Origin of the sequence: Micromonospora sp. WMMB482, from assembly GCF_019038635.1 — a bacterium.
In the GTDB taxonomy this organism is placed as follows: domain Bacteria; phylum Actinomycetota; class Actinomycetes; order Mycobacteriales; family Micromonosporaceae; genus Micromonospora; species Micromonospora marina.
In genome coordinates this window covers 1,616,216-1,641,088 of record NZ_JAHOPD010000020.1, presented here as the reverse complement: position 1 = coordinate 1,641,088, position 24,873 = coordinate 1,616,216, and the positions used below count along the sequence as shown (strand labels likewise).

At 72.1% G+C, this 24,873-nt stretch carries 24 protein-coding genes; 10 read left to right on the top strand and 14 right to left on the bottom strand.

Features of this window, described 5'->3' with window-relative positions; translation table 11 throughout:
* Complete coding sequence (locus tag KSK32_RS08575; protein WP_216930151.1) at positions 1-519, top strand: O-acetyl-ADP-ribose deacetylase; 519 nt, start codon at positions 1-3, stop codon at positions 517-519.
* Here the strand turns inward: KSK32_RS08575 and KSK32_RS08570 are convergent.
* The 7 genes from KSK32_RS08570 to KSK32_RS08540 form a co-directional block, all read right to left on the bottom strand.
* Positions 512-1,417 (bottom strand): GNAT family N-acetyltransferase, encoded by a 906-nt coding sequence (locus KSK32_RS08570; protein WP_216930148.1) that lies wholly within the window; start codon positions 1,415-1,417, stop codon positions 512-514. The two genes, KSK32_RS08575 and KSK32_RS08570, sit on opposite strands and share 8 nt — an antisense overlap.
* Before the next feature lie 122 nt (positions 1,418-1,539).
* Positions 1,540-2,547 carry a LacI family DNA-binding transcriptional regulator gene (locus KSK32_RS08565; protein WP_216930146.1) on the bottom strand — a complete coding sequence of 336 codons (1,008 nt, stop codon included), beginning with the start codon at positions 2,545-2,547 and terminating at the stop codon, positions 1,540-1,542.
* 19 nt (positions 2,548-2,566) lie between these two features.
* Positions 2,567-3,934 carry a GH1 family beta-glucosidase gene (locus KSK32_RS08560; RefSeq protein WP_216930144.1) on the bottom strand — a complete coding sequence of 456 codons (1,368 nt, stop codon included), beginning with the start codon at positions 3,932-3,934 and terminating at the stop codon, positions 2,567-2,569.
* Positions 3,931-4,764: a carbohydrate ABC transporter permease gene (locus tag KSK32_RS08555; RefSeq protein WP_121683310.1), complete on the bottom strand. Its 834-nt coding sequence runs from the start codon at positions 4,762-4,764 to the stop codon at positions 3,931-3,933. Before KSK32_RS08555 ends, KSK32_RS08560 begins: the two co-directional genes overlap by 4 nt.
* Entirely contained in the window at positions 4,761-5,750 is a 990-nt protein-coding gene (locus tag KSK32_RS08550; RefSeq protein WP_216930142.1) for a carbohydrate ABC transporter permease, read from the bottom strand. The genes KSK32_RS08555 and KSK32_RS08550 overlap by 4 nt, the downstream gene beginning before the upstream one ends.
* A 70-nt stretch (positions 5,751-5,820) precedes the next feature.
* The gene (locus KSK32_RS08545; RefSeq protein WP_216930140.1) at positions 5,821-7,128 is read right to left on the bottom strand and encodes an extracellular solute-binding protein; all 1,308 of its coding nucleotides are present in this window, start codon (positions 7,126-7,128) and stop codon (positions 5,821-5,823) included.
* 176 nt (positions 7,129-7,304) lie between these two features.
* Entirely contained in the window at positions 7,305-8,060 is a 756-nt protein-coding gene (locus tag KSK32_RS08540) for a maleylpyruvate isomerase family mycothiol-dependent enzyme (RefSeq protein WP_216930138.1), read from the bottom strand.
* A gap of 70 nt (positions 8,061-8,130) precedes the next feature.
* Between KSK32_RS08540 and KSK32_RS08535 the strand changes: the two genes are divergently transcribed.
* Complete coding sequence (locus tag KSK32_RS08535; RefSeq protein ID WP_216930136.1) at positions 8,131-9,222, top strand: UDP-N-acetylmuramate dehydrogenase; 1,092 nt, start codon at positions 8,131-8,133, stop codon at positions 9,220-9,222.
* A gap of 301 nt (positions 9,223-9,523) precedes the next feature.
* Here KSK32_RS08535 and KSK32_RS08530 read toward each other — a convergent pair whose 3' ends face one another.
* Together KSK32_RS08530 and KSK32_RS08525 are read right to left on the bottom strand one after the other, a co-directional pair.
* The gene (locus KSK32_RS08530) at positions 9,524-10,306 is read right to left on the bottom strand and encodes a class I SAM-dependent methyltransferase (protein WP_216930134.1); all 783 of its coding nucleotides are present in this window, start codon (positions 10,304-10,306) and stop codon (positions 9,524-9,526) included.
* Positions 10,306-11,070 carry an SDR family NAD(P)-dependent oxidoreductase gene (locus KSK32_RS08525; RefSeq protein ID WP_216930132.1) on the bottom strand — a complete coding sequence of 255 codons (765 nt, stop codon included), beginning with the start codon at positions 11,068-11,070 and terminating at the stop codon, positions 10,306-10,308. The genes KSK32_RS08530 and KSK32_RS08525 overlap by 1 nt, the downstream gene beginning before the upstream one ends.
* 171 nt (positions 11,071-11,241) lie before the next feature.
* Between KSK32_RS08525 and mshA the strand changes: the two genes are divergently transcribed.
* The 3 genes from mshA to KSK32_RS08510 all read left to right on the top strand — a co-directional run bounded on the left by mshA (position 11,242) and on the right by KSK32_RS08510 (position 14,267).
* Complete coding sequence (gene mshA, locus KSK32_RS08520; protein WP_216930130.1) at positions 11,242-12,603, top strand: D-inositol-3-phosphate glycosyltransferase; 1,362 nt, start codon at positions 11,242-11,244, stop codon at positions 12,601-12,603.
* Positions 12,604-12,648: 45 nt separating this feature from the next.
* Positions 12,649-13,182, top strand: a complete 534-nt coding sequence (locus KSK32_RS08515; RefSeq protein ID WP_216930128.1) for a YbjN domain-containing protein — start codon at positions 12,649-12,651, stop codon at positions 13,180-13,182.
* Positions 13,183-13,370: 188 nt separating this feature from the next.
* Positions 13,371-14,267: a hypothetical protein gene (locus KSK32_RS08510; RefSeq protein WP_254187694.1), complete on the top strand. Its 897-nt coding sequence runs from the start codon at positions 13,371-13,373 to the stop codon at positions 14,265-14,267.
* Between the two features lie 379 nt (positions 14,268-14,646).
* Here KSK32_RS08510 and KSK32_RS08505 read toward each other — a convergent pair whose 3' ends face one another.
* Positions 14,647-15,897, bottom strand: coding sequence for an MFS transporter (locus KSK32_RS08505; RefSeq protein WP_216930123.1), 1,251 nt, complete (start codon positions 15,895-15,897; stop codon positions 14,647-14,649).
* 79 nt (positions 15,898-15,976) lie between these two features.
* Entirely contained in the window at positions 15,977-17,302 is a 1,326-nt protein-coding gene (locus KSK32_RS08500) for an MFS transporter (RefSeq protein WP_216930115.1), read from the bottom strand.
* Positions 17,303-17,452: 150 nt separating this feature from the next.
* Here KSK32_RS08500 and KSK32_RS08495 point away from each other — a divergent pair, with 150 nt between their 5' ends.
* Positions 17,453-18,220, top strand: coding sequence for a phosphoglyceromutase (locus KSK32_RS08495; RefSeq protein ID WP_216930107.1), 768 nt, complete (start codon positions 17,453-17,455; stop codon positions 18,218-18,220).
* Positions 18,221-18,317: 97 nt separating this feature from the next.
* Here the strand turns inward: KSK32_RS08495 and phoU are convergent, their stop codons facing one another.
* Positions 18,318-18,962 (bottom strand): phosphate signaling complex protein PhoU, encoded by a 645-nt coding sequence (phoU, locus tag KSK32_RS08490; RefSeq protein WP_091051671.1) that lies wholly within the window; start codon positions 18,960-18,962, stop codon positions 18,318-18,320.
* Between the two features lie 201 nt (positions 18,963-19,163).
* Here phoU and KSK32_RS08485 point away from each other — a divergent pair, with 201 nt between their 5' ends.
* The 3 genes from KSK32_RS08485 (at position 19,164) to KSK32_RS08475 (ending at position 22,567) form a co-directional block, all read left to right on the top strand.
* Positions 19,164-20,453, top strand: a complete 1,290-nt coding sequence (locus KSK32_RS08485; RefSeq protein ID WP_374226698.1) for a sensor histidine kinase — start codon at positions 19,164-19,166, stop codon at positions 20,451-20,453.
* 21 nt (positions 20,454-20,474) lie between these two features.
* On the top strand, positions 20,475-21,158 hold the full coding sequence (locus KSK32_RS08480; RefSeq protein ID WP_216930106.1) for a response regulator transcription factor: 684 nt from the start codon (positions 20,475-20,477) through the stop codon (positions 21,156-21,158).
* Between the two features lie 830 nt (positions 21,159-21,988).
* Complete coding sequence (locus KSK32_RS08475) at positions 21,989-22,567, top strand: hypothetical protein (protein WP_216930105.1); 579 nt, start codon at positions 21,989-21,991, stop codon at positions 22,565-22,567.
* 57 nt (positions 22,568-22,624) lie between these two features.
* Here KSK32_RS08475 and KSK32_RS08470 read toward each other — a convergent pair whose 3' ends face one another.
* On the bottom strand, positions 22,625-23,278 hold the full coding sequence (locus KSK32_RS08470) for an NADPH-dependent F420 reductase (RefSeq protein ID WP_216930103.1): 654 nt from the start codon (positions 23,276-23,278) through the stop codon (positions 22,625-22,627).
* A 138-nt stretch (positions 23,279-23,416) separates the two neighbouring features.
* On the opposite strand from KSK32_RS08470, the gene KSK32_RS08465 reads away from it, so the two are divergent.
* On the top strand, positions 23,417-23,995 hold the full coding sequence (locus KSK32_RS08465) for a TetR/AcrR family transcriptional regulator (protein WP_216930100.1): 579 nt from the start codon (positions 23,417-23,419) through the stop codon (positions 23,993-23,995).
* 45 nt (positions 23,996-24,040) lie between these two features.
* Here KSK32_RS08465 and KSK32_RS08460 read toward each other — a convergent pair whose 3' ends face one another.
* Positions 24,041-24,847 (bottom strand): hypothetical protein, encoded by an 807-nt coding sequence (locus KSK32_RS08460; RefSeq protein ID WP_216930098.1) that lies wholly within the window; start codon positions 24,845-24,847, stop codon positions 24,041-24,043.
* Between the last annotated feature and the right edge of the window lie 26 nt (positions 24,848-24,873).

The window sequence follows — 24,873 nt, the reverse complement described above, 5'->3', positions numbered from 1 at the left end:
TTGGACATCGTCCTGATCGAGGGGGACATCACCGCGCAGCAGGTCGACGCGATAGTCAACGCCGCCAACTCGTCGCTGCTCGGCGGCGGCGGAGTGGACGGCGCGATCCACCGGCGCGGCGGCCCGGCGATCCTGGCGGAGTGCCGGGCGCTGCGCGCCTCCCGGTACGGGCGCGGGCTGCCCACCGGCCAGGCCGTCGCCACTACCGCCGGTGATCTGCCGGCCCGCTGGGTGGTGCACACGGTCGGCCCGGTCTTCTCGCCGCGCGAGGACCACTCGGCGCTGCTGCGCGACTGCTACGCCAACAGCCTGCGTGTCGCCGACGGGCTGGGCGCGACCCGGATCGCGTTCCCGCTGATCTCCGCCGGGATCTACGGCTGGCCGGTCGAGGACGCGGTTGCGCAGGCGCTCACCGTGCTGCACGCGGCCACCCCGGAGCACGTCACCGAGGCGCGGCTGGTGCTGTTCGGCGCCGACACGTACGCCACCGCGGTGCGGGTGGCCGCCGGACTCAGCTGAGCTTGCGCCGGAGGGACCACTGGCTGTCCACCGGCCGGTAGCCGAGCCGCTCGTTCACCGCCAGCATCGGCGCGTTCGCCTCGTCGTTCGAGGTGTACGCGGTCCGTACCCCGCGCGCCGCGGCGGCGTGCAACGCGGCCTGCTTGGCCAGCCGGGCCAGCCCTCGCCCCCGGTACGCGGGCAGCGTGCCGGTGAAGTCCGACCACATCCGGTCGCCGTCGCGCTTCACCAGGCTCAGCGCGACCAGGTCGCCGTCCACCTCGGCGAGCGTGCTCGCCTCCCGGTCCAGCCCGGGATTGTCCCAGCACTCGTGCCGCCACAGGTCGAAGCCGAGCGAGTCCGTCGGCACGTCGCCCGGCTCGTCGCGGGACGACTCGGCGTCGACGCGGTGCACCAGACGCGGGTCGAGCCCGGCGGCGGACACCAGCCGTACGCCCGGCGGCGGCTGCGGCATCGGCAGGGGCGTGCTCAGGTCGAGCGCCGAATAGCGCACCTCCCGGCTGGGCTCGAAGCCGTGCCGCTGCGCGAACGGCAGCGACTCGGTCCGCGCGTGGGTGAGCACCCGGGTGGTCCCGAGCGTCCGCAGGTGACCGAGCGCGGTGTCGAACAGCGCGGTGCCGGTGCCCCGGCCGCGATGCTCCGGGTGTACGTGCAGCGTGGCGATCTCGCCCACGCCGGGGGTGGACGTCTGCGTGTTGCGGTACGCCGACACCCAGCCCACCACCTGCCCGTCCGCCTCGGCGACCCAGGCCGCCCAGTCCTCGCCGGGCGGCGGTTCGGCGATCATGCGGCGGGTCGACTCGACGCCCCGCACCAGGTACGGGTAGACGAGCGCGCGCAACGTCACCACGGCGGGCGCGTCCTCGGCACGGGCGGGACGGATCACGGCTCCACTCATTCGGCGGACCCTAGCCCCGCCGCCGCCCGCGCCGCGACCGGTTAACGCGCGGCGGGTGTCGCGCGGCGGGCTGTTAACAGGGGCCCCCTCCTCTACCTGAGGCGTTAAGAGGGGGCCCTTCCTTACGCGGACTCGCGCCGCACCAGCTCCGTGGGCAGCACCAGCGCCTGCTCGACCTCCTCGCCCGCCGCGATGCGCAGCAGTTGCCGGGTCATCGACCGGCCCAGCTCCACTATCGGCTGCCGCACCGTGGTCAGCGGCGGTTCGGTGTACGCGGCCGTCTCGATGTCGTCGAACCCGATCACCGCCACGTCCTCGGGCACCCGCCGCCCGGCCTCCCGCAGCGTCCGCAGGGCGGCGTGCGCCATCAGGTCGGAGGCGGCGAACACGGCGTCCAGGTCCGGGTCGGCGGCGAGCAGCTCGCGCATCGCGGCGGTGCCGGACTCCCGGGTGAAGTCGCCGTACGCGACCAGCTCCGGCAGCCCGGCGTCGGCGATCACGCTGCGGTAGCCGATCAGCCGCTCGATCCCGGCGACCATGTCCTGCGGGCCGGCGATGGTGGCGATGCGCCGCCGTCCGCCGGCGATCAGGTGCCGGACCGCCGTGCTCACGCCCCCGGTGTGGTCGACGTCCACGTACGGCACGTCGGCGCCGTCGAGCGGCCGTCCGCTGCACACCACCGGGATGCCGAGCCGGGCCAGCCGGCCGGGCAGCGGGTCCTCGCCGTGCAGCGAGGCGAACAGCACGCCGTCGACGTGCCGGCCGGTGGTGTACCGCTCGACCCGTTCGTGCCCGGCCGGTGAACCGGCGAGCATCAGCACGAGCTGCTTGTCGGCCGCCTCCAGCTCCTGTGCCGCGCCCCGGATGATGCCCGGGAACACCTGGTCGTCGGAGAACACCCGGGTGGCCGCCTCGGGCAGCACCAGCGCGACCGAGTCGGTCCGCTGGGTGACCAGGCTGCGGGCGGCGAGGTTCGGGACGTACCCGAGTTCCTCGACCGCCCGGCGTACCGCCTGCCGGATCGGCTCGGCGACCGTGGTCGAGCCGTTCACCACCCGGGAGACGGTGGCCCGGGACACGCCGGCCAGCCGGGCCACCGCCTCCAGGGTCGGTCGCTGTGCCGTCGTCATCCCCGTTACCACCACCTCGTCACAGCCCGTTCCGGGCGATCACCTCCTGGTACCAGCGGGCACTGCGCTTTGGTGTGCGCCGCTGGGTCAGGTAGTCGACGTGGACGATCCCGAACCGCTTCCGGTAACCCTCGGCCCATTCGAAGTTGTCCAGCACCGACCATACGAGATAACCGCGCAGGTCCACGCCGCGGGCGATGGCTTCGTGCGCCGCGCGCAGGTGCCCGTCGAGGTACGCGACCCGGTCGGCGTCGGCCACTCCGCCCTGCTCGTCGAGGCCGGTGTCCGGGAACGCCCCGCCGTTCTCGGTGATCATCAGCGGCAGCCCGGGGTGGTCGGCCGCCACGCGTTCCAGCAGCCGGGTCAGCCCGGCCGGCTCGATCGACCAGCCCATGTCGGTCAGCGGCCCGGCCGGCGGCAGGAACTCGACGGTCCCGGCGGTCCCCGGGTACGCGTCGCCTCCGGCGCCGCCTGCGCGCCCGGCCACGTAGGTGGGCGCGTAGTAGTTCAGGCCGAGCAGGTCCAGCGGCGCGGCGATCAGCTTCTCGTCCCCGTTCCGGACGAAGTCGGGCGTGACGATCCGGCTGACGTGGGCCAGCACGTCCGCCGGGTAGCCGCCGCCAGTCAGCGGGTCCAGGAAGATCCGGTTGTGCAGGCCGTCGACCAGCCGGACCGCCTCGGCATCGGCGGTGCTGCCCGGGTCCGCCGGCTGCACGTCGGCCAGGTTGAGCGTGATCCCGAGCGTCTGTGCGCCGGCCGCGCGCAACGCCCGCGCCGCCAGGCCGTGGCCGAGCAGCAGATGGTGTACGGCCCGGAACGCGTCACCGGAGTCACGGCGCCCCGGCGCGTGCACGCCGGAGCCGTACCCGAGGTAGGCCGAGCACCACGGCTCGTTGAGCGTGGTCCAGGTGCGCACCCGGTCGCCGAGGCGGCCGTGCACGGCGAGCGCGTACTCGGCGAAGTGCTCGGCGGTCTCCCGGACCGTCCACCCGCCCCGGTCCTCCAGCGCCTGCGGCAGGTCCCAGTGGTAGAGCGTGACGATCGGGTCGATGCCGGCGGCCAGCAGCGCGTCGGTCAGCCGGTCGTAGAAGTCCAGGCCGCGCGGCTCGACCGGCCCGGTCCCGTCCGGCCGCACCCGGGGCCAGGACACCGAGAACCGGTACGCCCGCAGTCCCAGCTCCGCCATCAGCGCGACGTCCTCCGCGTACCGGTGGTAGTGGTCGCAGGCCACGTCGCCGGTGTGTCCGGCGAACACCGCGCCGGGCGTACGGCTGAAGGTGTCCCAGATCGACGGGCCGCGACCGTCCTCGCGGGCGGCGCCCTCGATCTGGTACGCGGCGGTGGCCCCGCCCCAGACGAAGCCCTCCGGGAATCGGACGTTGCTCATGCCTTGACCGCACCTTCCATGATGCCGCCGATGATCTGGCGGCCGAAGACGACGAACACCAGCAGCAGCGGCAGCGTGGCGATGGCCGTGCCGGTGAACACCTGCGACATGTCCTGGTAGTACCCGTCGGAGAGGGCCCGCAGCGACAGCTGCACCGTCGGGTTCTCCGGGTCGTTCAGCACCGCGTACGGCCACAGGAAGTCGTTCCAGGTGGTCATGAACGTGAGCAGGCCGAGGACGGCGGCGGCCGGGCGCAGCGCGGGCAGCACCACGTTCCAGTAGATCCGCGCGGTGTTGCAGCCGTCCATCCGGGCCGCCTCGATCAGCTCGGTGCTCACCGCCTGGCCCGCGTACTGGCGCATCATGAACACGCCGAAGCCGGTGACCAGCGCCGGCACGATCACGGCGGGCAGCCGGTCGTTCCAGTTCAGCTTCGTCATCAGCAGGTAGAGCGGGATCACGCCGAGCTGGGTGGGGACCATCATGGTGGCGACGATGACCAGCAGCAGCGCGTTGCGCCCGCGGAAGCGCAGCTTGGCGAACGCGAACCCGGCCAGGGTGGAGAAGAACACCACCGAGATCGTGACAGTGGTGGCCACGATGGCCGAGTTGATCAGGCCGGTCAGGAAGTACGCGTCGGTGTTGTCGAACAGCCGGGCGATGTTGGCGCCGAGGTTGCCACCGGGGGTGAGCGGCGGCGGGACCTGGCCCATCGTGTCGCTGGTGCGGCTGGCCACCACGAACATCCAGTAGATCGGGAAGATCGACAGAACGGCCGAGAGCGTCAGCGCCAGGTAGGTGAGCCGGCTTGCCGACCAGAGGCGGGTCATCGGGAGACCTCCTTGCGGGAGCCGCCGCCGAGCGGGCGCAGGAGCAGGACGTTTATCGCCGCGACCACCGCGATGAGCGCGAACAGCAGCCAGGCGACGGCCGAGCCGTAGCCGAAGTTGTAGTGCGGCGCGAAGGCGTTCTCGAACATGTACATGGTCACCGTCTGCGACTCTCGCAGCGGTCCGCCGCGGATCGCGTTGGTGCCGGAGTTGAACATCCGCGGCTCGGTGAAGAGCTGCAGGCCGCCGATGGTGGAGATGATGACCGCGAAGATGATCGTCGGCTTGAGCAGCGGCACCGTGATGGACCAGAACTGCCGGGCCCGGCCGGCGCCGTCGATCGCCGACGACTCGTACAGGTCGCGGGGGATGGCCTGCATGGCGGCCAGGAAGATCAGCGCGTTGTAGCCGGTCCAGCGCCAGTCGACCATGGTGGAGATGGCGACCCAGGCGGCGAACCGGTTCGCCTTCCAGTCGATCGCGTTGATCCCGACGTGGTCGAGCAGCCAGTTGATCATGCCGAAGTCGCGCCCGAACAGCACCGCGAAGACGATCGCCACGGCGGCGGTCGAGGTGACGTTCGGGATCAGCACCGCCATCCGCCAGGTGGTACGGGCACGGAGCTGCCGGTTGAGCAGGTTGGCCAGCCAGAGTGCGGCGAGCAGCTGGGGCACCGTGGAGATCACGAAGATGCCCAGCGTGTTGACCACCGAGTGCCAGAAGTCCGGGTCGGCGAGCAGCTGGGTGTAGTTGTCGAAGCCGATGAACGGGTGCTCGGCGCCGAGCAGATCCCAGTCGTGCAGCGAGACCCAGAACGTGTACGCCAGCGGGTACGCCCCGAAGACGCCAAACAGCAGGAAGAACGGGGCGATGAAGAGGTACGGCGAGTACTTGGTGTCGATCCGGCTGAGCCGGTTGCCCAGGCCGGGACGGGCAGGGCGGGGTGCCGGTGCGACCGGCGGGCGGGCGTCGAGCTGGACGGCCATGACCCGGGACTCCTTTCCGCCGTGCGGGCGGCCCCCGTGGCCGGGAGGCCGCCCGCACGCGCTGCTCGGGTTACTTGGCGGCGGCCTTCTCGGCGTTGGCGACCGCGTCGGTCCAGCCCTGCTCCGGGGAGCGCTTGCCCAGTTCCACGCTGCGGACGGCGTTCTCGACCTCGGTGCGTACGGCCTGGTTCTTCGGTCCCATGTAGACCGGCTTCAGGCTCTTGGCGCCCTCGGCGAAGATCTTGCCGACCGGCGCCTCGGAGAAGTAGGCGTTCTTCGAGTCGATGATCGCCGGATCCTCCAGCGCCTGCGGGGACGAGGGCAGCGGGCCCTTCGCCTTGAACGCGCCGATCTGACCCTTGGCGCTGGTCAGGAACTTGGCCAGCTCGATCGCCTCGGCCTGGTGCTTGCTCTGCTTCGGCACGGCGAGGAACGAGCCGCCCCAGTTGCCGCCGTTGCCGGGAACCTGCGCGATGTCCCACTTGCCCTTGGCGGCGGCGCCGGCGTTGCCCTCGATCACGCCGGTCATCCAGGCCGGGCAGGCGATGGTGGCGAACTTCGACTGCTTGAACGCCGACACCCACTCCTCGGACCAGGAGCCGTACTTGCCGGACAGCCCCGAGTCGATGATGTCCATCGTGGTGTCGTACGCCTGCTTCACCGCCGGGTTGCTGCCCACGACCAGGTTGTTGCCGGTGTCGTAGTAGCTGTAGCCGCTGCTGTTGCCGGCGGTCTGGAGCAGGATCGTGTTGAACGTGTTCGTCGCGGCGTCCAGAAACGACGCACCCGTCTTCTTCGCGGTGAACTGTTCGCCGACCTTGATGTAGTCCTGCCAGGTGGGCCAGAGCTTGGACACCGCCTCCCGGTCGGTGGGCAGGCCGGCCTTGGCGAACAGGTCCTTGCGGTAGCACATCGCCATGCCGCCGACGTCCGTGCCGAGGCCGATGAGCTGCTTGCCGTCGGCGGTGAGCCCCTGGTTCCACTTCCAGTCGAGGAAGTTGCCCTTCAGGTCGGCCGCGCCGTGGTCCAGCAGGTTGACGAAGTTCTGCGGGTTGGCCTTGTACTCGACGAGCAGGCCCTCCTCGATGGCGACCACGTCACCGGCGCCCTTGCCCGCGGCGAGCCACTGGGTGAGCTTCGGGGAGTACTCGTCGAGGTTGCCGCCGGTGCCGCGCTCGACGATCTTCACGCCGGGGTTGGCGGCCATGTACTCCTGGTAGAGATCGGCGTAACCGAACTGGCCGAAGACGTCGACGGTGAGCGTGATCGGCCCGTCGGCGGCGGCATCGTCGCCGCCGCCACAGGCGGTGGTGCCGAGCAGCGCGGTGGCGGCGACCACTGCAACCGCCGCCAGGCGGCGGCGCGTGAAGGTGAGCATGCTGTCCTGACCTCTCGGGTCGTCGAAACGGGTGGTGGAAGACGGTTCCGGAACTAAGAGAGCGCTCTCACGACAGCGTGGTGGAGGGTCGTGGACCTTGTCAAGAGAGCGCTCTCAGAGGTGTCCGAAAAGAAGGAGAGGGGCGACGACCGCCCCTCTCCGTCCGGTGCCCCTCCTCAGCCGACCCGCAGGCCGCCCAGCAGGGAACGGTCGCCCGCCACGTCCAGCGCGTCGAAGCTGATCCGGCCCATCAACGCCAGCAGCAGATCGCTCGCCGTGCCGGCCACCTGCGCCCGCGCGTGGTGGTCGTCGTGGTCGAGGATCGTCGCGGTGTCCAGCAGCGCGACCCCCTCGCCCCGCAACCGCAGGTACCACTCCTGGGCGGCATCGGTCGCGTTCAGCTGCACCACGCCGCGCCACTGCCCCGGATGCATCCGCCGCCCCGCCGGCAGCCAGGTGTCCAGCACCTCGCTCACCCCGTCGGCCGCGAGCTTCGCCTCGATCGGATCACCCGCGCCGATCGCGAGCTGGGCGTCCCAGCGGTGCACAGCCGTCTCATGCGCCAACCGGCGCGGCCAGAAGACCGCCTTCTTCGGCTGCGGCGCGAAGTTCCAGGCCGGCGCCTCCGGATCCGTCGCCTCCAGCAGCGCGCTGATCCGCTCGTACTCCTGCGTGTACCACTGCGCCGCGGTCAGGCCCGCGGGCGGCTCCGGGTCGTGCCGCTCCGGGCGGGTCGCGATGCCCGCGGTCAGCACGGTGCCCGCCCAGGCGTACGCGCGGGTCAGGTGATGAGCGAGGTCGGTGACGGTCCAGCCGGGACAGGACAGCACGGGTGTCTCGGGCGGCGCCTCCGCCACCGCCGCGGCGAAGGCGGGGCCCTCCGTGCGCAGCGCGCCGATCCAGAAGTCCTTCGTGTGGTGCAGTCTGCTCATCGCCATCCTCCCGGGGGTGACCGGGCCACCAGTGGGTGCTCCGGCTACCCCTCAGCCTAGGGTGAAAGGCGTGTCAGACGTCTACGCCGAACCGGCTACTGCCGGTGACCCGACCGATCCGGCCACCCTGGCGCGCTACACCACGCTCCGGCTCGGTGGCCCCGCCGGGCGGCTGGAGATCGCCGACGACGCCGCCCAGATCGTACTAAAAGTGCAGGAAGCGGAAGCCCGGGAGCAGGCCGTGCTGGTGCTGGCGGGCGGCAGCAACGTCGTGATCGGCGATCAGGGCTTCCCCGGCACCGTCGTGCTCGTGCGCTCCCGGGGGTTCCGGGTCGTCGCCGAGGACGGCGACACCGTCACGGTACGTGTCGAAGCCGGCGAGCCGTGGGACGACCTCGTCGCCGCCACCGTCGAGCGCGGCTGGTCCGGGCTGGAGTGCCTCTCCGGCATCCCCGGCTCGGCCGGCGCCACCCCGATCCAGAACGTCGGCGCGTACGGCCAGGAGGTCGCCGAGACGATCGTCGCCGTCGAGGCGTACGACCGTACCCGCCGCGAGGTGGTGCGGATCGCCGCGGCCGACTGCGGGTTCGTCTACCGGGGCAGCATCTTCAAGTACAGCGACCGCTGGGTGGTACTCACCGTCGACTTCCGGCTCACCCGGTCCCCGCGCTCCGGCCCGGTCCGCTACGCCGAGCTGGCCCGGGCGCTCGGGGTCGAGGTCGGTGACCGGGTGCCGCTCGCCGACGCCCGCGCCACGGTGCGCAAGCTGCGCGCCGGCAAGGGCATGGTGCTCGACGCCGCCGACCCGGACACCTGGTCGGTGGGTTCGTTCTTCACCAACCCGGTGCTGCCGGGCGAGGTGTTCGAGCAGGTGCGGGAACGCGCCGCCGACCTGGGGGAGCCGCCGCACTGGCCGGGTGCCGACGGGACGGTGAAGGTCAGCGCCGCGTGGCTGATCGACAAGGCCGGGTTCGGCAAGGGGTACGCCGGCCCGGAGGGCGTCGCCATCTCCAGCAAGCACACGCTCGCGCTCACGAACCGTTCCGGCGCCGCCAGTACGGCCGCGCTGGTGGCGCTGGCCCGCGAGATCCGCGACGGCGTGCAGTCCCGCTTCGGCGTGACCCTGCACCCCGAACCAGTCCTCATCAACTGCACCATCTGACCCGCCCTCACCATCCTCGCCCCCCGCCCCCCGCCCCTCGCCCCCCTCGCCCCGCCGATCTTGCACTTTCGTCCCCGAGAATGTCCGACTCACGCGCTTTGCGGGGGCAGCACCCGCAAGATCGACGAGAAGTGCTCAACGAGATCTCCGTCCGTTTTCGGCGATCTTGGAGTTGTGGCACCTGGTAAGTCGGACTAAACGGTCATTCGAGGCGCCATAACTCCAAGATCGGCGGGTGCGGGTGCGGGTGCGGGTGCGGGTGCGGGGGCGGGGGCGGGGGCGGGGGCGGGGGTGGGGTGGGTCAGCGGGGGCCTATGGCGGGCCAGGGGAGGGTCAGGTAGCCGTGGCGCCAGGTGCGGGGGGTGTCCTGGATCGGCCAGCCTGACTCCTTCACCGCCTCGACCGTTCGCAACCAGCGCTGCCGCGGGCCGAACGGTGCGTAGCCGGCGGCGGAGCGCCACGCGTGTTCCAGCGCGTCGATCAGGCCGTGGACGCGTTCACCCGGCACGTTGCGGTGGATCAGCGCCTTCGGCAGCCGCTCGGCGATCGTCGCCGGGCTCTCCAGCGTGGTCAGCTTCGCCGACAGGGTGAGCGTGCGCGGGCCGGTGGCGTCCGCCAGCACCCAGGAGCCGAGTCGCCCCAGCTCGTCGCAGGTGCCCTCGACCAGCAGCCCGCCCGGCGCGAGACGCCCGGTGACGGTACGCCAGGCGTCGGCCACCTCGCTCTCGTCGTACTGGCGGAGCACGTTGAACGCCCGCACCAGCGCGGGGCGCAGCCCGGCCAGTTCGAAGCCGCCCCGGGCGAACGTCAGCCCGGGTGGGTCGGCGGCGGGCAGGGCGGCGGCGACGCGTACCGGATCGATCTCCAGGCCGACCACCCGCACGTCGGCGCGGACCCCGGCCGCGAGACGGGCCCGCAGTTCGACCGGGGTGACCGGGGTGGCGCCGTAGCCGAGGTCCACCACGAGCGGGTCGGCGGCGGCGCGCAGCGCGTCGCCGCAGGTCTCGACGATCCAGTTGTCCACCCGCCGGAGCCGGTTGGGGTTCGTGGTGCCCCGGGTGGCCACGCCGAGCGGACGCTCCATTAGGACGTCCGGTGCACCTTGTGCTGCGCGGCCTGGGCCAGCGGGCGGACCACGAGCTGGTCGATGTTGACGTGGTGCGGGCGGGTCGCGCACCAGGCGACACAGTCGGCCACGTCGTCGGCGACGAGCGGTTCGGCGACTCCGGCGTAGACCGCCTCGGCGCGGTCGGCGTCACCGCCGAAGCGGACCAGGCCGAACTCCTCGGTCCGCACCATGCCGGGGTCGATCTCGATCACCCGGACCGGGCGGCCGCACAGTTCGAGCCGCAGCGTGCCGGCGGTCGCGGTCTGGGCGTGCTTGGCAGCCGTGTAGCCGCCGCCGCCCTCGTAGACCACGTGTCCGGCGGTGGAGCTGACGATCACGATCGTGCCGGCGCCGGAGCGCTCCAGGGCCGGGAGCAGCGCCTTGGTGACGCGCAGCGTGCCGAGCACGTTGACGTCGTACATCCACTGCCAGTCGCCCACGTCGGCCGTCTCGACCGGGTCGAGGCCGCGGGCGCCGCCGGCGTTGTTCACCAGCAGCGTGACCGGCCCGGGCGCGGCCTCGGCGGCGGCGGCCAGGCCGGCGACCGACTCGTCCGAGGTCACGTCGCAGGCCACCGCCGTCGCCGCGCCGCCGGCCGCCTCGATCTGGGCGACCAGCGCGGCCAGCCGGTCGGTACGCCGGGCGGCGGCCAACACGTGGAATCCCTCGGCGGCGAGCCGGCGGGCGGTGGCCGCGCCGATCCCGCTGGACGCCCCGGTGACGATGGCGACTGAACTCATCCGGTCATTGTCCCCCGCCGCCGGGCTGGGCGGCGGGATGAGGTCCGTCACGCCCGGGACCCGGCGAAAAGCATTTCCGTACTCCGATGGGGAAGATGACATCCGGCACACGGGTTGACCGAGAAGCGCCGGTCGTGCGGGACGGCATCAACCGTGACAGAGGGAGCGGACGTGGCGGATTTGCACACCGGTGTCGGTCGTCAGCGAGGTGCCCTTCCGTGGCCCCGGCCCCGCCGTATCGCCACCCTGTCGGTGCACACGTCGCCGCTGCACCAGCCCGGCACGGGCGACGCGGGCGGCATGAACGTCTACATCCTGGAGGTGGCCCGGCGGCTGGCCGAGGCCGACGTCGAGGTGGAGATCTTCACCCGGGCCACCGCCGGTGACCTGCCCCCGGTGGTCGAGGTGGCGCCCGGCGTGTCCGTCCGGCACGTCACCGCCGGGCCGCTCGAGGGGCTGACCAAGGAGGAACTCCCCGGTCAGCTCTGCGCCTTCACCGCCGGGGTGCTGCGTGCCGAGGCGGCCCGTCCGCCCGGCCACTACGACCTGATCCACTCGCACTACTGGCTCTCCGGGCAGGTCGGCTGGCTGGCCAAGGAGCGCTGGGGCGTACCGCTGGTGCACACCGCGCACACGCTTGCCAAGGTCAAGAACGCCCGCCTCGCCGCCGGGGACCGTCCCGAGCCGAAGGCGCGGGTGATCGGTGAGGAGCAGGTGGTCACCGAGGCGGACCGGCTGGTCGCCAACACCCGGGTCGAGGCCCGCGACCTGCTCGACCGGTACGCGGCCGAGCCCGACCGGGTGGCGGTGGTGGAGCCCGGCGTCGACCTGGACCGGTTCCGTCCCGCCGCGGGCGACCGGGACGCCGCGACCCGGGCCGCGCGCGGCCGGCTCGGCCTGCCGACCGACGGGTACGTGGTCGCGTTCGTCGGCCGGATCCAGCCGCTGAAGGCGCCGGACGTGCTGGTCCGGGCCGCCGCCGCGCTGCGCGAACGGGATCCGGCGCTGGCCGACGAGCTGACCGTGGTGATCTGCGGCGGGCCGAGCGGCACCGGCCTGGACCGGCCCACCGCGCTGATCGAGCTCGCGCACGCGCTCGGCATCGCCGACCGGGTGCGTTTCCTCCCGCCGCAGACCGGCGCGGACCTGCCCGCCCTCTACCGCGCCGCCGACCTGGTCGCGGTGCCGTCGCACAACGAGTCGTTCGGGCTGGTCGCGCTGGAGGCCCAGGCGTGCGGCACGCCGGTGCTGGCCGCCGCCGTGGGCGGCCTGGTGACGGCGGTACGTGACGGCGTCAGCGGCGTGCTCATCGACGGGCACGACCCGGTCGACTGGGCGCGCGCGCTGGCCCGGCTGCTGCCCGACCGGGCACGCCGTGCCGCGCTGGGCCGGGGCGCCGAGCGGCACGCCCGGGACTTCTCCTGGCACCGCACCGCCTCCGGCCTGCTCGCGGTCTACGGGGAGGCGATCACCGAGCACCGGGCCCGGCTGGCGCGTCGGTGCGGCGACGCGGCCCTGCTGTGCTCGTGGTGATCCGCCACCGGGCGGCCCCGGTACGCCGGTCGTAGAGTGGGTGCGATGAGCCGCACGAGTGAGGTCGCCACGCTGATCGAGTCCGTCTGCGCGGAGCGTGAGCTGGAGTGGGAGTCCACCGGCGAGGCGTCGTACGCGGTGACGCTGCCCGGCACGCACAAGCTCAAGACGATCTGCAACCTGATCGTGGGTGAGCACGCGCTGCGGGTCGAGGCGTTCGTGATGCGCCAGCCCGACGAGCGCCGCGAGGAGTTGTGGGCCTGGCTGCTCCAGCGCAACGCCCGCATGTACGGCGTCTCGTTCTCCATCGACTCCGTCGGCGACGTCTACCTGACCGGGCGGGTCAACCTGGCCGGGGTCGACGCCGACGAGCTGGACCGGCTGCTCGGTTCCGTGCTGACGTACGCCGACGAGTCGTTCGACAGCATGCTGGAGATCGGCTTCGGCACCGCCATCCGCCGGGAGTGGGAGTGGCGGGTCAAGCGCGGCGAGTCGACCGCGAACCTGGCCGCGTTCGCGCACCTCTTCGAGCCCTCCGCCGCTGCCGGATCGTCCGCCGGAGGTTCGGAGCCCTCCTGACGGGTATGCCGCCCCGCGCGGTGCGGAGCACTGGGACCCACCGCGGGCCGAGGACGGACTGTCGAGGAGCGTGTCCCATGGCTCAGCGCAACAGCTCAGGTCGCGGCACGACTGCGACCCGGACCAAGCGGCAACCCGGCAACCAGACGCCGAACACCCCGAAGGTGTCGGAGTCGGAGATCTCCCGGATGAAGGTCGACGACATCCGCAGCCAGCTCAAGCGGCGCGGGGTCTCCGGGATCTCCGCGCTGCGGAAGCCGGAACTGGTGAAGGCCCTGGCGCGGACCATACGCGGGGAGGGCGGCGCCGCCCGGCGGAGCACCGGCCCGGCCGGACGGCCGTCGGCGACCCGCAAGAGCACCGCCGCCAAGAAGACCACTGCGGCGAAGCGGACCACGTCGGCCCGCCGGAGCACCACGTCGCCGGCCAAGGCCGCGCCGGCCGCACGCGCCACCGGCGCCAGGGCCAAGGCGGCGGGTACGCGCAAGGCGGCACCCGCCCGCGCGAAGGCGACCTCGTCCCGCGCGAAGGCGACCCCGGCTCGGGCGAAGGCTGCTCCGGCTCGGGCGAAGGCGACCTCGTCGCGGGCGGCGACGGCCCGCGCGAAGGCCGCCCCGTCCCGCGCGAAGGCGGCACCTTCGCGCGCCAAGGCGGCCCCGTCGAGGGCCAAGGCGGCGCCGGCCCGGAAGGCGTCGTCCGCCCGGGCGCAGGCGGCGCCGACCCGTGGCCCGGCGTCCAGCCGGTCGATCGGATCGTCGCAGCTCATCACGTCGCTCGCGGACCGGCCGGAGCGTCCGGGCCGGAGCCTGGTCACCCGTAACCACGAGGTGATCCAGCGCTGGGCGCGGGCGCGGGGCGCGAAACCCGCCACCATCGCGGGTACCGAGCGCGGCGACCGGCCCGGAGTGCTCACCTTCAACATGCCCGGGTACCGGGAGAGCAGCCGGCTCCGCGAGATCACCTGGGACGACTGGTTCCGCACGTTCGACCTGCGGCGGCTGAACCTGATCTACCAGGAGCAGATGCGGGACGGCCGGCAGAGCAACTTCTTCCGGACCGAGAACCCGAATCGCGAGGACGGCTGAGGTTTACGGGAATGGACCCCGGGAACCCCGTGTTTGCCATCCCAGGGACCACAGCACGGGCAGCCGGAACTCCGACACGGGCGCTGTGACGGGCGAGACAGCGATCTGGGTTGAATCCGGAATCCGGGCGAACTAACTTTATTGCACCGCGTCACGCTTGTTTCCGTTCGGGGGAGCGGTGGATCGATCAGATCCGCGCAGGCGAGATGCGAAGATCGGGTGGATCACGCCGTTGGGGGACGGTGCCGCCCGTGGAACCGGCGGCGCGAGCGGGCGACGCTTACGGGGGTGAGTGTCGCCCGCCGCCGCCGGGCGTACGGTCAGAGCGCCCATCTCGACGGGGGTCGGGGTGGGCGCTCTGCCGTTGTCTTCCGCCCTCTCAGCGGGCGGACCCGACCGGTTCCGCCACCGCCGCCCGCAGCGCGGCGACCCGGCGCTCCCGGCGCGGCCCGGCGAGCAGGTGCCCGGCGGCGGCCAGCAGGCCGAGCGTGCCCACCACCAGCCAGTGCCGCTCGCCCAGGTGCTCCAGGCTGAGCCCGCCGAGCGCCGGCGCCACGAACGACGCGGCGGGGAACGTCAGGTAGAACACCGACTGGTAGCGGGCGCGCAGTTCGGGCGGCGCGAGGTCCGCGTTGATCTGTGCGTTCGGCGGCGCGGCGAGCATCTGCCCGACCGTCCAGACCACCGCCGCGCCGAGGTAGAGCGGCAGCCCGTCGGCCACCGTGAGCGCGCCGAAGCCGAGCGCCATCAGGCCGGTGGAGACGGCCAGCACGCTCGACTTGCGGTACGGCTCGATGAGCCGGGGCACGAACAACTGCCCGGCCACGATGAGCGCCCCGCCGAGCGCCACCACCAGCCCGTACGCCGACGGGCGCAGACCGTCCTCGCGCATCGCCAGCGGCATGATCGTGGAGGTCTGCATGGTCAGCACGGCCAGCAGGAACGTCAGCCCGACGAACACCAGGAACGTGCGGTCGGTCAGCGCGGTGTGCAGCCCGGCACGGCGTCCTGCCACCGCCCGGGGGGTGAGCGCGGGCCGCCGGGTGAGCGTCTCCGGCACCTTCAGCGCGATCACCACCGCCGCCGCCAGCGTGGCTGCGGCGTCGACCAGGAACAGCGCCGTGAAGCTCGCCTCGGCGAGGACGCCGGCCAGCAGCGACGCCACCGCCATGCCCAGGTTGAACGCCCAGAACTGGAGGTTGAACGCGCGGGAACGGCGCGCCTCGGGCACCACGTCCACGATGGCGGCCACGAACGCCGGGCTGGGCATCGAGTGCGCCACCCCGACCAGTGTGGCGAGTGCGGCGATCACCGCCAGGTGCGTGGTGAACGCCAGCGCCGCCATCAGCCCGGCGGCGACGAGGTGGGCGGCGAGCAGCGTGGCCCGCCGTCCCCACCGGTCGGCCAGGACGCCGCCGAGCAGCGTGCCGGCCGCGCCGCCGAGCCCGTACGCGCCGACCACCAGCCCGGCCAGCGACGGCGGGGCGCCCCGGGCGGCGGTCAGGTAGAGCGACAGGAACAGCAGCGCGAACGCGCCGGCCCGGTTGATCAGCAGGCCGGACCAGAGGTACCAGAACGTGGCGGGCAGTCCGCCGGCCGTGTCGTCCCACCAGCGCCGCAGGCCGCGCACCCGTCCTCCAGGAAGGTTTCCTTACCGATTCTTCTCCGTACCGTATCCACCCGCCTCGGGGCGCTTGCGCCGGGCGTACTCAGGAACCGGTCCGGACCGGGTCGGCGGGTGCCGTGGCCGCGGCCTCGGCCGCCTCGGGCGCCGGGGAGGTGGTGACGGTGACCGGCGCGACGGGCGTGCCCACCCCGCGCAGCACGACCGCGCGGCGCTCCCGGGCCGGGCCGGAGATCAGGTGGGCGACCGCCGCCACGACGCCGATACCCGCGCAGCCGAGCCAGAGCGCGCTGTTGCCGGCGTGCTCGCGGACCAGGCCGCCGAGGATCGGCGCGGCGGCGCCGGCGAGCTGCCAGGACAGCGAGAAGACGCCCTGGTAGCGGCCGCGCAGCGCGGCCGGGGACAGCTCCGCGATCAGGGTGGCGTTGGACGGCGAGTTGAGCATCTCCCCGACGGTCCAGATCAGCACGGTGAGGCCGTAGAGCCAGACCGTGTCGGCGAACGCGGTGAGCCCGAACCCGGCGCCCATCACCAGCGCCGCGAGCGCCAGCACATGCGAACGGCTGCGGCCCTTGATGAGCCGGGGTACGAACAGCTGGCCGACCACGATGAGCACGCCGTTGAGCGCGATCACCGAGCCGTACGTGGCCGGGCTGAGCCCGGAGTCGCCCATGGCGATCGGCAGCATCGAGATGTGCTGGAGGAACACCAGCGCGGCGAGCAGGTTGAGCGCGACGAAGCCGAGGAACACCCGGTCGGCGAGGATGGTGCGCAGCGCGCCGGCCGGGGCCGGCATCCCCTTGGCCGGAAGCGCGGTGACCGGGCCGCGGGTCTCGCCCACCTTGGCGAAGATGATCAGCGCGGTCACCAGTGTGGTGGTCGCGTTCACCAGGAACAGCAGCAGGTAGCTGCCCTGGGCGGCGAAGCCGGCCAGCACGGCGGCGCAGGCGAAGCCGAGGTTGATGGCCCAGTAGTTCAGCGAGAAGGCGCGCAGCCGGTCCTTGTCCGGCACCACGTCGACCATCATCGCGCCGAAGGCAGGGCGAGCCGCCTCGGCGAACGCGCCGAGCAGCAGCGCGCCCACGGCGACCGCCCAGAGCGGGCGGGCGAGGCCCAGCGCGACCATCATGCCCGCCGCGCCGACGTGCGCGGTGAGCAGCGTGGGCCGCCGTCCCCAGCGGTCGGTCAGGGTGCCGCCGATGGTGGTGCCGACCGCGCCGCCGGCGCCCCAGAGGCCGATCACCAGACCGGCCTGGGAGGCGGAGAAGCCGCGTTCCTGGGTGAGGTAGATGGCGAGGAAGATCAGGACGAACGAACCGAGGCGGTTGATCAGCGTGCCGGCCCAGAGGTACCAGAACGTCCGTGGCAGGCCACCCGCCGTGTCCTGGAACCAGCCTCGCACCGTCCGCATACCGACGCCCCCGTGTGGTAATGACCGACCTGTTTGAAACGCCTTACAACCTAGTGCCGGGCCGGAGCCCCGGTCATCAGGTTTTCCACGTGGTGGTCGTCACCACAGGTCGCCGCGTGTCCGCCCGCGCCGTACGGCAGGATGATCGGCATGACTGCGAGCGAGGGGCCCACCGTCGGGACGCTGGTCCTGCTGCGGCACGGCGAGAGCGACTGGAACGCCAAGAACCTGTTCACCGGCTGGGTCGACGTCGACCTGACCGCCAAGGGGGAGACCGAGGCGCGGCGCGGCGGCGAACTGCTGCGCGAGCACGGCCTGCTGCCGGACGTGCTGCACACGAGCCTGCTGCGCCGGGCGATCCGCACCGCCGAGTTGGCGCTCGACGCCGCCGACCGGCACTGGATCGCGGTGCGCCGGTCGTGGCGGCTCAACGAGCGCCATTACGGCGCCCTGCAGGGCAAGAACAAGAAGCAGACACTCGACGAGTACGGCGAGGAGCAGTTCATGCTCTGGCGCCGGTCGTACGACACGCCGCCGCCGCCGATCGACGACGCGGACGAGTGGTCGCAGGTCGGCGACCCCCGGTACGCGCTGCTGCCGACCGAGCTGATGCCCCGCACCGAGTGCCTGAAGGACGTCGTCGACCGGATGCTGCCCTACTGGTACGACTCGATCGTGCCGGACATCCTGGCCGGCCGGACGGTGCTGGTGGCCGCGCACGGCAACTCGCTGCGCGCCCTGGTCAAGCACCTCGACCAGATCTCCGACGAGGCCATCGCCAAGCTGAACATCCCCACCGGCATCCCGCTGCGCTACGACCTGGACGCCGACCTGCGTCCGCAGGTGCTCGGCGGAACCTACCTGGACCCGGAGGCGGCCAAGGACGCCGCCGCAGCGGTCGCCAACCAGGGCCGCTGAGAGGGTGTAAGGAAGGGCCCCTTATTAACGTCTGCGGTAGAGGAAGGGCCCCTTCTTAACACTGATCTGTTAAGAAGGGGCCCTTCCTTACACGGGGTCAGCCGGACGTGGAACCGGTGATCAGGTAGACCACGTGCTCGCCCGCGTTCACCGCGTGGTCGGCGAAACGCTCGTAGAAGCGGCCCAGCAGCGTCGCGTCGATCGCCGTCTCCACCCCGTACGGCCAGTCGTCGCCGAGCAGCACGCCGAACAGGCTCTTGTGCCTGTCGTCCATCGCGTCGTCGTCGCCGTCCAGCTCGGCGGCCACGGCGGCGTCGGGCTTGGCCAGCACCGAGCCGATCTTCTCGGCCATCCGGTCGGCGATACCCGCCATGTCGGTGAAGACCGGCCGCAGCTCCGCCGGCACTGCCGGGGACGGGTGGCGGCGCAGCGCCGTCTTCGCCACGTGGTCGGCCAGATCTCCCATCCGCTCCAGATCGGCGGCCACGTGCAACGCGGTGATCATCGCCCGCAGGTCGGAGGCCACCGGCGCCTGCCGGGCCAGCAGGTCACAGACCCGCTCCTCCACGTGCCGGTAGAGGTCGTCGATTTCGGCGTCCCGCGCGATCACCGTCTCGGCGGCCGTCCGGTCGGCGGTGAGCAGCGCCTTGGTGGCCTGCCGCATGGCCGCGCGTACCGCCTCGGCCATGTCCACCAGCAGCTGGCTGACAATCTGCAGGTCGGCCCGGAACTCGTCGCGCATCGTCACTTCCTGGGGTCGGTGGCCGCCACCCCCTTGGGGTACGGCAGGAGCAGGTGCGCGCCCCACGCTAGGCCGAACGGTCGGCACCAGGGTGAACGCGGGTGAACGACGCGGGGCCCGCAGGTGAACTTTGCCGAAAGCGAGAGTGGTTCGTCCCCTTGTGCCCGATCCCTGGGTTAACAATGACCCTACGATCGCCGGGTGGAATGGGCGGTGGCCATCGTGGTGGCCGGGGCGCTGGTGACCGGGCTGGTCGCCGGGGCGCTGCTGTCCGGACCCGTTGACGAATGGCGGCGCCGCCGGGCGTCGCGGGGCGGCGACCTCCGTCGTGACGCAGGGAGGACGACGATTCCGGACGACCAGCAGGGGGGCCTATCCGGGCTCGGCCGCAAGACGATCGACTCGCTGCGCGCCGGCGTGGTGGTGCTCGGCCCGGACGACGTGCCGGTGCTGGTGAACCCGGCCGCCCGCGCGATGGGTCTGCTCCGTACCGGGGCGACGCCCGGGTCGATCGCGGCGCATCCGTTGATCCGTACCCTCGCCGGGCAGGTCCGCCGCACGGGCGTGCGGCGCGAGATAGAGCTGGACCTGCCCCGGGGCCGCGACGGCAGCGGGGACAACCCGCTCGGCGTGCACCTGCGGGCGATGGGACTTGGCTCCGGCTACATCTCCATCGAGGCGGTCGACGTCACCGAGTCGCACCGTCTCGCGCGGGTACGCCGGGACTTCGTCGCCAACGTCAGCCACGAGCTGAAGACGCCGATCGGCGCGCTGCAACTGCTCGCCGAGGCGCTCGTCGACGCCACCGAACCGGCCGCCGACGGCGCGCCCGACCTGTCCGAGGACCTGGTCGCCGCGCGGCGGTTCGCCGAGCGGATCCAGCACGAGTCGACCCGGCTCGGCCGCCTCGTGCAGGAGCTGCTGGAACTGACCCGCCTCCAGGGAGCCGAACCGCAGCCCGCCCCCGAACCCGTCTCGGTGGACTGGGTGCTCGCCGAGGTCGTCGACCGCACCCGTACCGCCGCCACCGCCCGCCGGGTGGAGATCGCCGTCGGCGGGCAGCGGGGCGTGACCGTGTACGGCAGCGACACCCAGCTCGCCACGGCGGTGGCGAACCTGGTGGAGAACGCGATCACGTACTCCGCCGAGGACACCACGGTCCGGGTGAACGTGACCGGCACCGACGAGAACGTCGAGATCGCCGTGACCGACCAGGGCATCGGCATCGCCCCCAACGAGGTCGACCGGATCTTCGAGCGCTTCTACCGGGCCGACCAGGCCCGCTCCCGGGCGACCGGCGGCACCGGGCTGGGCCTGGCCATCGTCAAGCACATCGCCAGCAACCATGGCGGCCGGGTGGACGTGTCGAGCACTCTTGGTGGGGGCTCGACGTTCACACTCCGGCTGCCCGCACGCCCCCCGGACGACCTGGAGACGACACTCGCCTCCGCTGGGATCGAGGCCGGCCCGGCCGAGCTCCGGCAGGTCTGACCACAGGAAAGGAAACACTCGTTGAGCCGCGTACTGGTGGTCGAGGACGAGGAGTCGTTCTCCGACGCCCTGTCCTACATGCTCCGCAAGGAGGGGTTCGAGGTCTCCGTCGCCGCGACGGGCCCCGCCGCCCTCACCGAGTTCGACCGGACCGGCGCCGACATCGTGCTGCTCGACCTGATGCTGCCGGAGATGTCCGGCACCGAGGTCTGCCGGCAGCTCCGCCAGCGCTCGCACGTGCCGATCATCATGGTCACCGCGCGGGACAGCGAGATCGACAAAGTGGTCGGCCTGGAGATCGGCGCCGACGACTACGTGACCAAGCCGTACTCGCCGCGTGAACTGGTCGCCCGCATCCGGGCGGTGCTGCGCCGGCAGAGCGCCGAGGCGAACGAGACGGGCGCGCCGACGCTCGCCGCCGGCCCGGTCCGGATGGACATCGAACGGCACGTGGTGACAGTCGGCGGCGCCGGGGTGCAGCTTCCGCTCAAGGAGTTCGAGCTGCTGGAGCTGCTGCTGCGCAACGCCGGGCGGGTGCTCACCCGGGGGCAGCTGATCGACCGGGTCTGGGGTGCCGACTACGTGGGCGACACCAAGACGCTGGACGTGCACGTGAAGCGGCTGCGCTCCAAGATCGAGCCGGAACCGTCCGCGCCGCGCTACATCGTCACGGTCCGCGGCCTGGGCTACAAGTTCGAGCCCTGATCCCCCTCCGGGCCGCCGGTCGCCGTGGGCTGCGTTGAGCGCCTTCTTCGATGTTGGAGTTGAGGCACTACGAGATGCCGCTTCGGCGCCCTTCGCGAGGTGCCACAACTCCAAGATCTGGCTGGCCCAGGATCTCGCGGAGGAGCTACCCCGGATCCCGTCCCCGGCCGCCGATCTTGCGCCTTCGTACCCCGCAAACCGCACGAATCGGACGCGCCGAGGGCTCGAACGGCAAGATCGGCGTGCGGTCGGCGGCGTCGCGCTCCCGCCCTGCTTGAGTCGGGCCCGCCTGGGCGCGGCGATCATGAGGTTGACGGCCTCCCGTGTCCGGTTTGTCGCCGTTAACCTCATGATCAACCGTGTTGGCGGGCTGCTCTGGTGCCGCCGGTGCAGGTGGTGCCGGCGGGCGGCTTCGAGGTGCGGGGGCTGCTCGTGGCGGGGTGCGGGTGGGTGGGTGTGTCGGGTTCGGGGGTGGTGGGCGGCACTGTGGGGGTGGAATCGGCGGCGGGTGGGTGGCGTTGTAACCGGGTGAACGGCCGAGCACCGCGGCGCCCTCAGCGGGCGGCATCCGCGAGGCCCCGGGAATGATCCCGGTCGGCTGGTCGTTGAACACGGTTCCGACGACGTGAACCCGCGCCGCTCGACGGTGGCGTGAGGCGCCCGGGAATGATGCCGGGTGGCGGGTCGTTGGACATGCTTCCGGCGCCGCGATGTGGCACCCCCTGCCTGCGTGTGCGGCCGGATCCCCCCAGTCTTTCTGAGCGCCTGACGGTGCCACGCACCCCGCCCCCCCCCGGCGGGTGTGTCGACCCCCGAATGGAGCGTGTGTGATGAACACGATTCTGCGGAAGAGCGTTCTGGGTATTGCTGGTCTGGCTTTCACCGGTGGTGTGTTCGCCGGTCCGGTGGCCGCCCACGCGGCGGACACCACCGCCCACGCGGCCAAGCCGGTGAGCGTCTCGGTGCAGGGCGACAAGCTGGTCCCGCATGGTGTGCAGGGTGAGCAGTCGCGGATCGAGCTGAACGACGAGCAGGTCGCGAATGTGAAGGCGATCATCGCGGCGACGAAGAAGGCCGGGATGGACGAGCGTGCCGCGGTGGTGTCGATCGCGACGGCGTTGCAGGAGTCGAAGCTGGAGAACCTCGGTCACCTGGGTGACCGTAACGACCACGACTCGCAGGGCCTGTTCCAGCAGCGCCCGTCTTCCGGGTGGGGCACGGTGGAGCAGATCACCGACCCCGAGTACTCGACCATGGCGTTCCTGAAGGGTCTGAAGCAGGTCGACGGCTGGCAGGACATGCCGCTGACCAAGGCCGCCCAGACCGTCCAGGTCAGTGCTTACCCGGACCACTACGCCCAGTGGGAGCAGCAGGCCGCCGACCTGGTCGCCGAACACTGGACCAAGTAAGACCCACAGCGAGACAGGCCGGCACCCCGACAACGGGGTGCCGGCCTTCACGCGTTCTCAGCGCACGACCCTGACGTTGAACAAGGGAGTGCCCAGCCGGCCGTAGAGGCGTAGCCAGATCGGCAGCAGCATCTCGGTGCCCCGGGCGGTGGTGATGTCGCCCAGGTCGATCACGTCGGTGTGACCGAAGCTGGTGAGCAGGTCGACGACCACCTTCTTCGCCTCGGCATCGTCACCGGAGACGAAGACGCTGTGGTCACCGTCGGCGAGCTGCCGCGGGTGCGTCATCAGGTCGGCGGTGAGAGTGTTCAGCGCCTTGACCACCCGGGTGCGGGGGAACGCCCGCTGGATCCGCTCGCCGAGCGAGTCGTCGTTGAGCACCGACAGGGTGGGCGGAAAACCCTTGCTGAAGTCGAGCGGGTTGGCGATGTCGAGCAGGATCTTGCCGGCCAGGTTGTCCGCCCCCGCCGCGTCGAGCGCGGGGAGGGAGCCGTCGCCACTGGTCGCGTTCACCACCAGGTCGGCCCCGGCGGTGGCGTCGGCGTGCCCGGCCAGGGCGACGCCAGGGTGTCCGGCGGCCCAGTCGCCCCAGTCGCCCGCCCGGGTGGCGGCGACGTCCCTGGTGCCGAGGACGACCTCATGTCCCAGCTCGGCTACGCGAGTGGCGATGGCCCGTCCCACCATGCCGGTGCCCAGTACTGCGATGCGCATGTCGAATCCGTCCTCCGCTCCACGGCGCGACCACGGATGCCACGCTCGGTGCGACCGAGGCTAACAGACAGGTCTGTCTACTTGAAGGTGAGGAGACGTACCTGTCTGTAGACTTCGCCGAGCGACGGAGGAGGAACCATGGCCCGCACGCCCGCCGGCACCGCCCGGGACCGCATCCTGGACACCGCGTTCCGGCTGTTCTACGCGTACGGACCGCGGGGCGTCGGGGTGGACACGGTGATCGCCGAGTCGGGCGTCGCCAAGGCCACGCTCTACAAGCACTTCCCGCGTAAGGACGACCTGGTCCTGGCGTACCTGGACAAGGTCGACCAGGCCTGGTCCGGCGCATTGCGGGCGGCCGCCGCGGCGGCCGGCGACGACCCGCAGGCGCAGCTCGTCGGGATGTTCGACGCGCTCGGCGGGGCCTGCCGCCGCGAGGGCTACCACGGCTGTGCGTTCATCAACACCGCGGCCGAGTCACCGGCCGGCAGCCCGGTGCACGCCCGTACCGTCGCGCACAAGAACGCGGTACGGGCCTGGGTGACCGACCTGGCCCGGCAGGCCGGGGCGGCCGAACCGGAGTCGCTCGCCCGCCAGCTCACCCTGCTGCTCGACGGTGGCCTGGCCGGCGGGGTGCTCGACGGCGACCCGGTGGTCGCCGACGCGGCGAAGCGAAGCGCCCGCGCCCTGGTCGACGCGGCGCTGCGGGAGTGTTAAGAGGGGGCCCCTCCTCTACCGGAGGCGTTAAGAAGGGGCCCTTCCTTACTCGCTGGCCGGGTGGGGGGCGACCTGACCCTGGCGCTGCCGGGCGGCGCAGAGCTCGGCCAGCTTCGCGTACGCGGGCGCGCCGATCAGCGCGGTCAGCTCCGGCCCGTACGAGACGTACATCGGCTCGGCGCCGACGTGCGCGTCGGTGGAGGACGTGCACCACCAGTCGAGGTCGTGCCCGCCGGCGCCCCAGCCGCGCCTGTCGAACTCGGCGAGCGTGGAGATCAGCACCTTCGTGTTGTCCGGCCGCTTGTGCCACTCCTGGTCGCGGCGTACCGGCAACTGCCAGCAGACGTCCGGCTTGTACTCCAGCGGGTGCACCCCGTCGCGCAACGCCTGGGCGTGCAGCGCGCAGCCGCCCCCACCGGCGAAGTCGGCGTCGTTGAGGAACACGCACGGGGCGTCCACGTCACGGGTGGCGGTACGCCGGGCCGGGGTCTTGCCGTCGACGGTGTCGTTCTCGGTCCAGTTCTTGAACCCGCGCCGGAAGTGCTGCCACGTCTCCGGCGTCAGCCGCTTCACCGCCGCCCGGACGCGCTTCTCGTCGTCGGAGTCGGTGAAGAACGCGCCGTGCGAGCAGCACCCGTCGGCGGCCCGCCCGGCGACGATGCCGTGGCAGCCCTGGCCGAAGATGCACGTCCAGCGGGACAGCAGCCAGGTCAGGTCGGCGCGGACGACGTGCTTCGCGTCGGCCGGGTCGACGAACTCGATCCACTCCCGTGGGAAGTCCAGCCCGACCTCGCGGCTGCGCGGGTCCTCGGGGTCGTCCACCAGCACGTGAAGCTCGATCTGCCCTGTCACTCGGACCAGCGTACGCGCGGTGACCC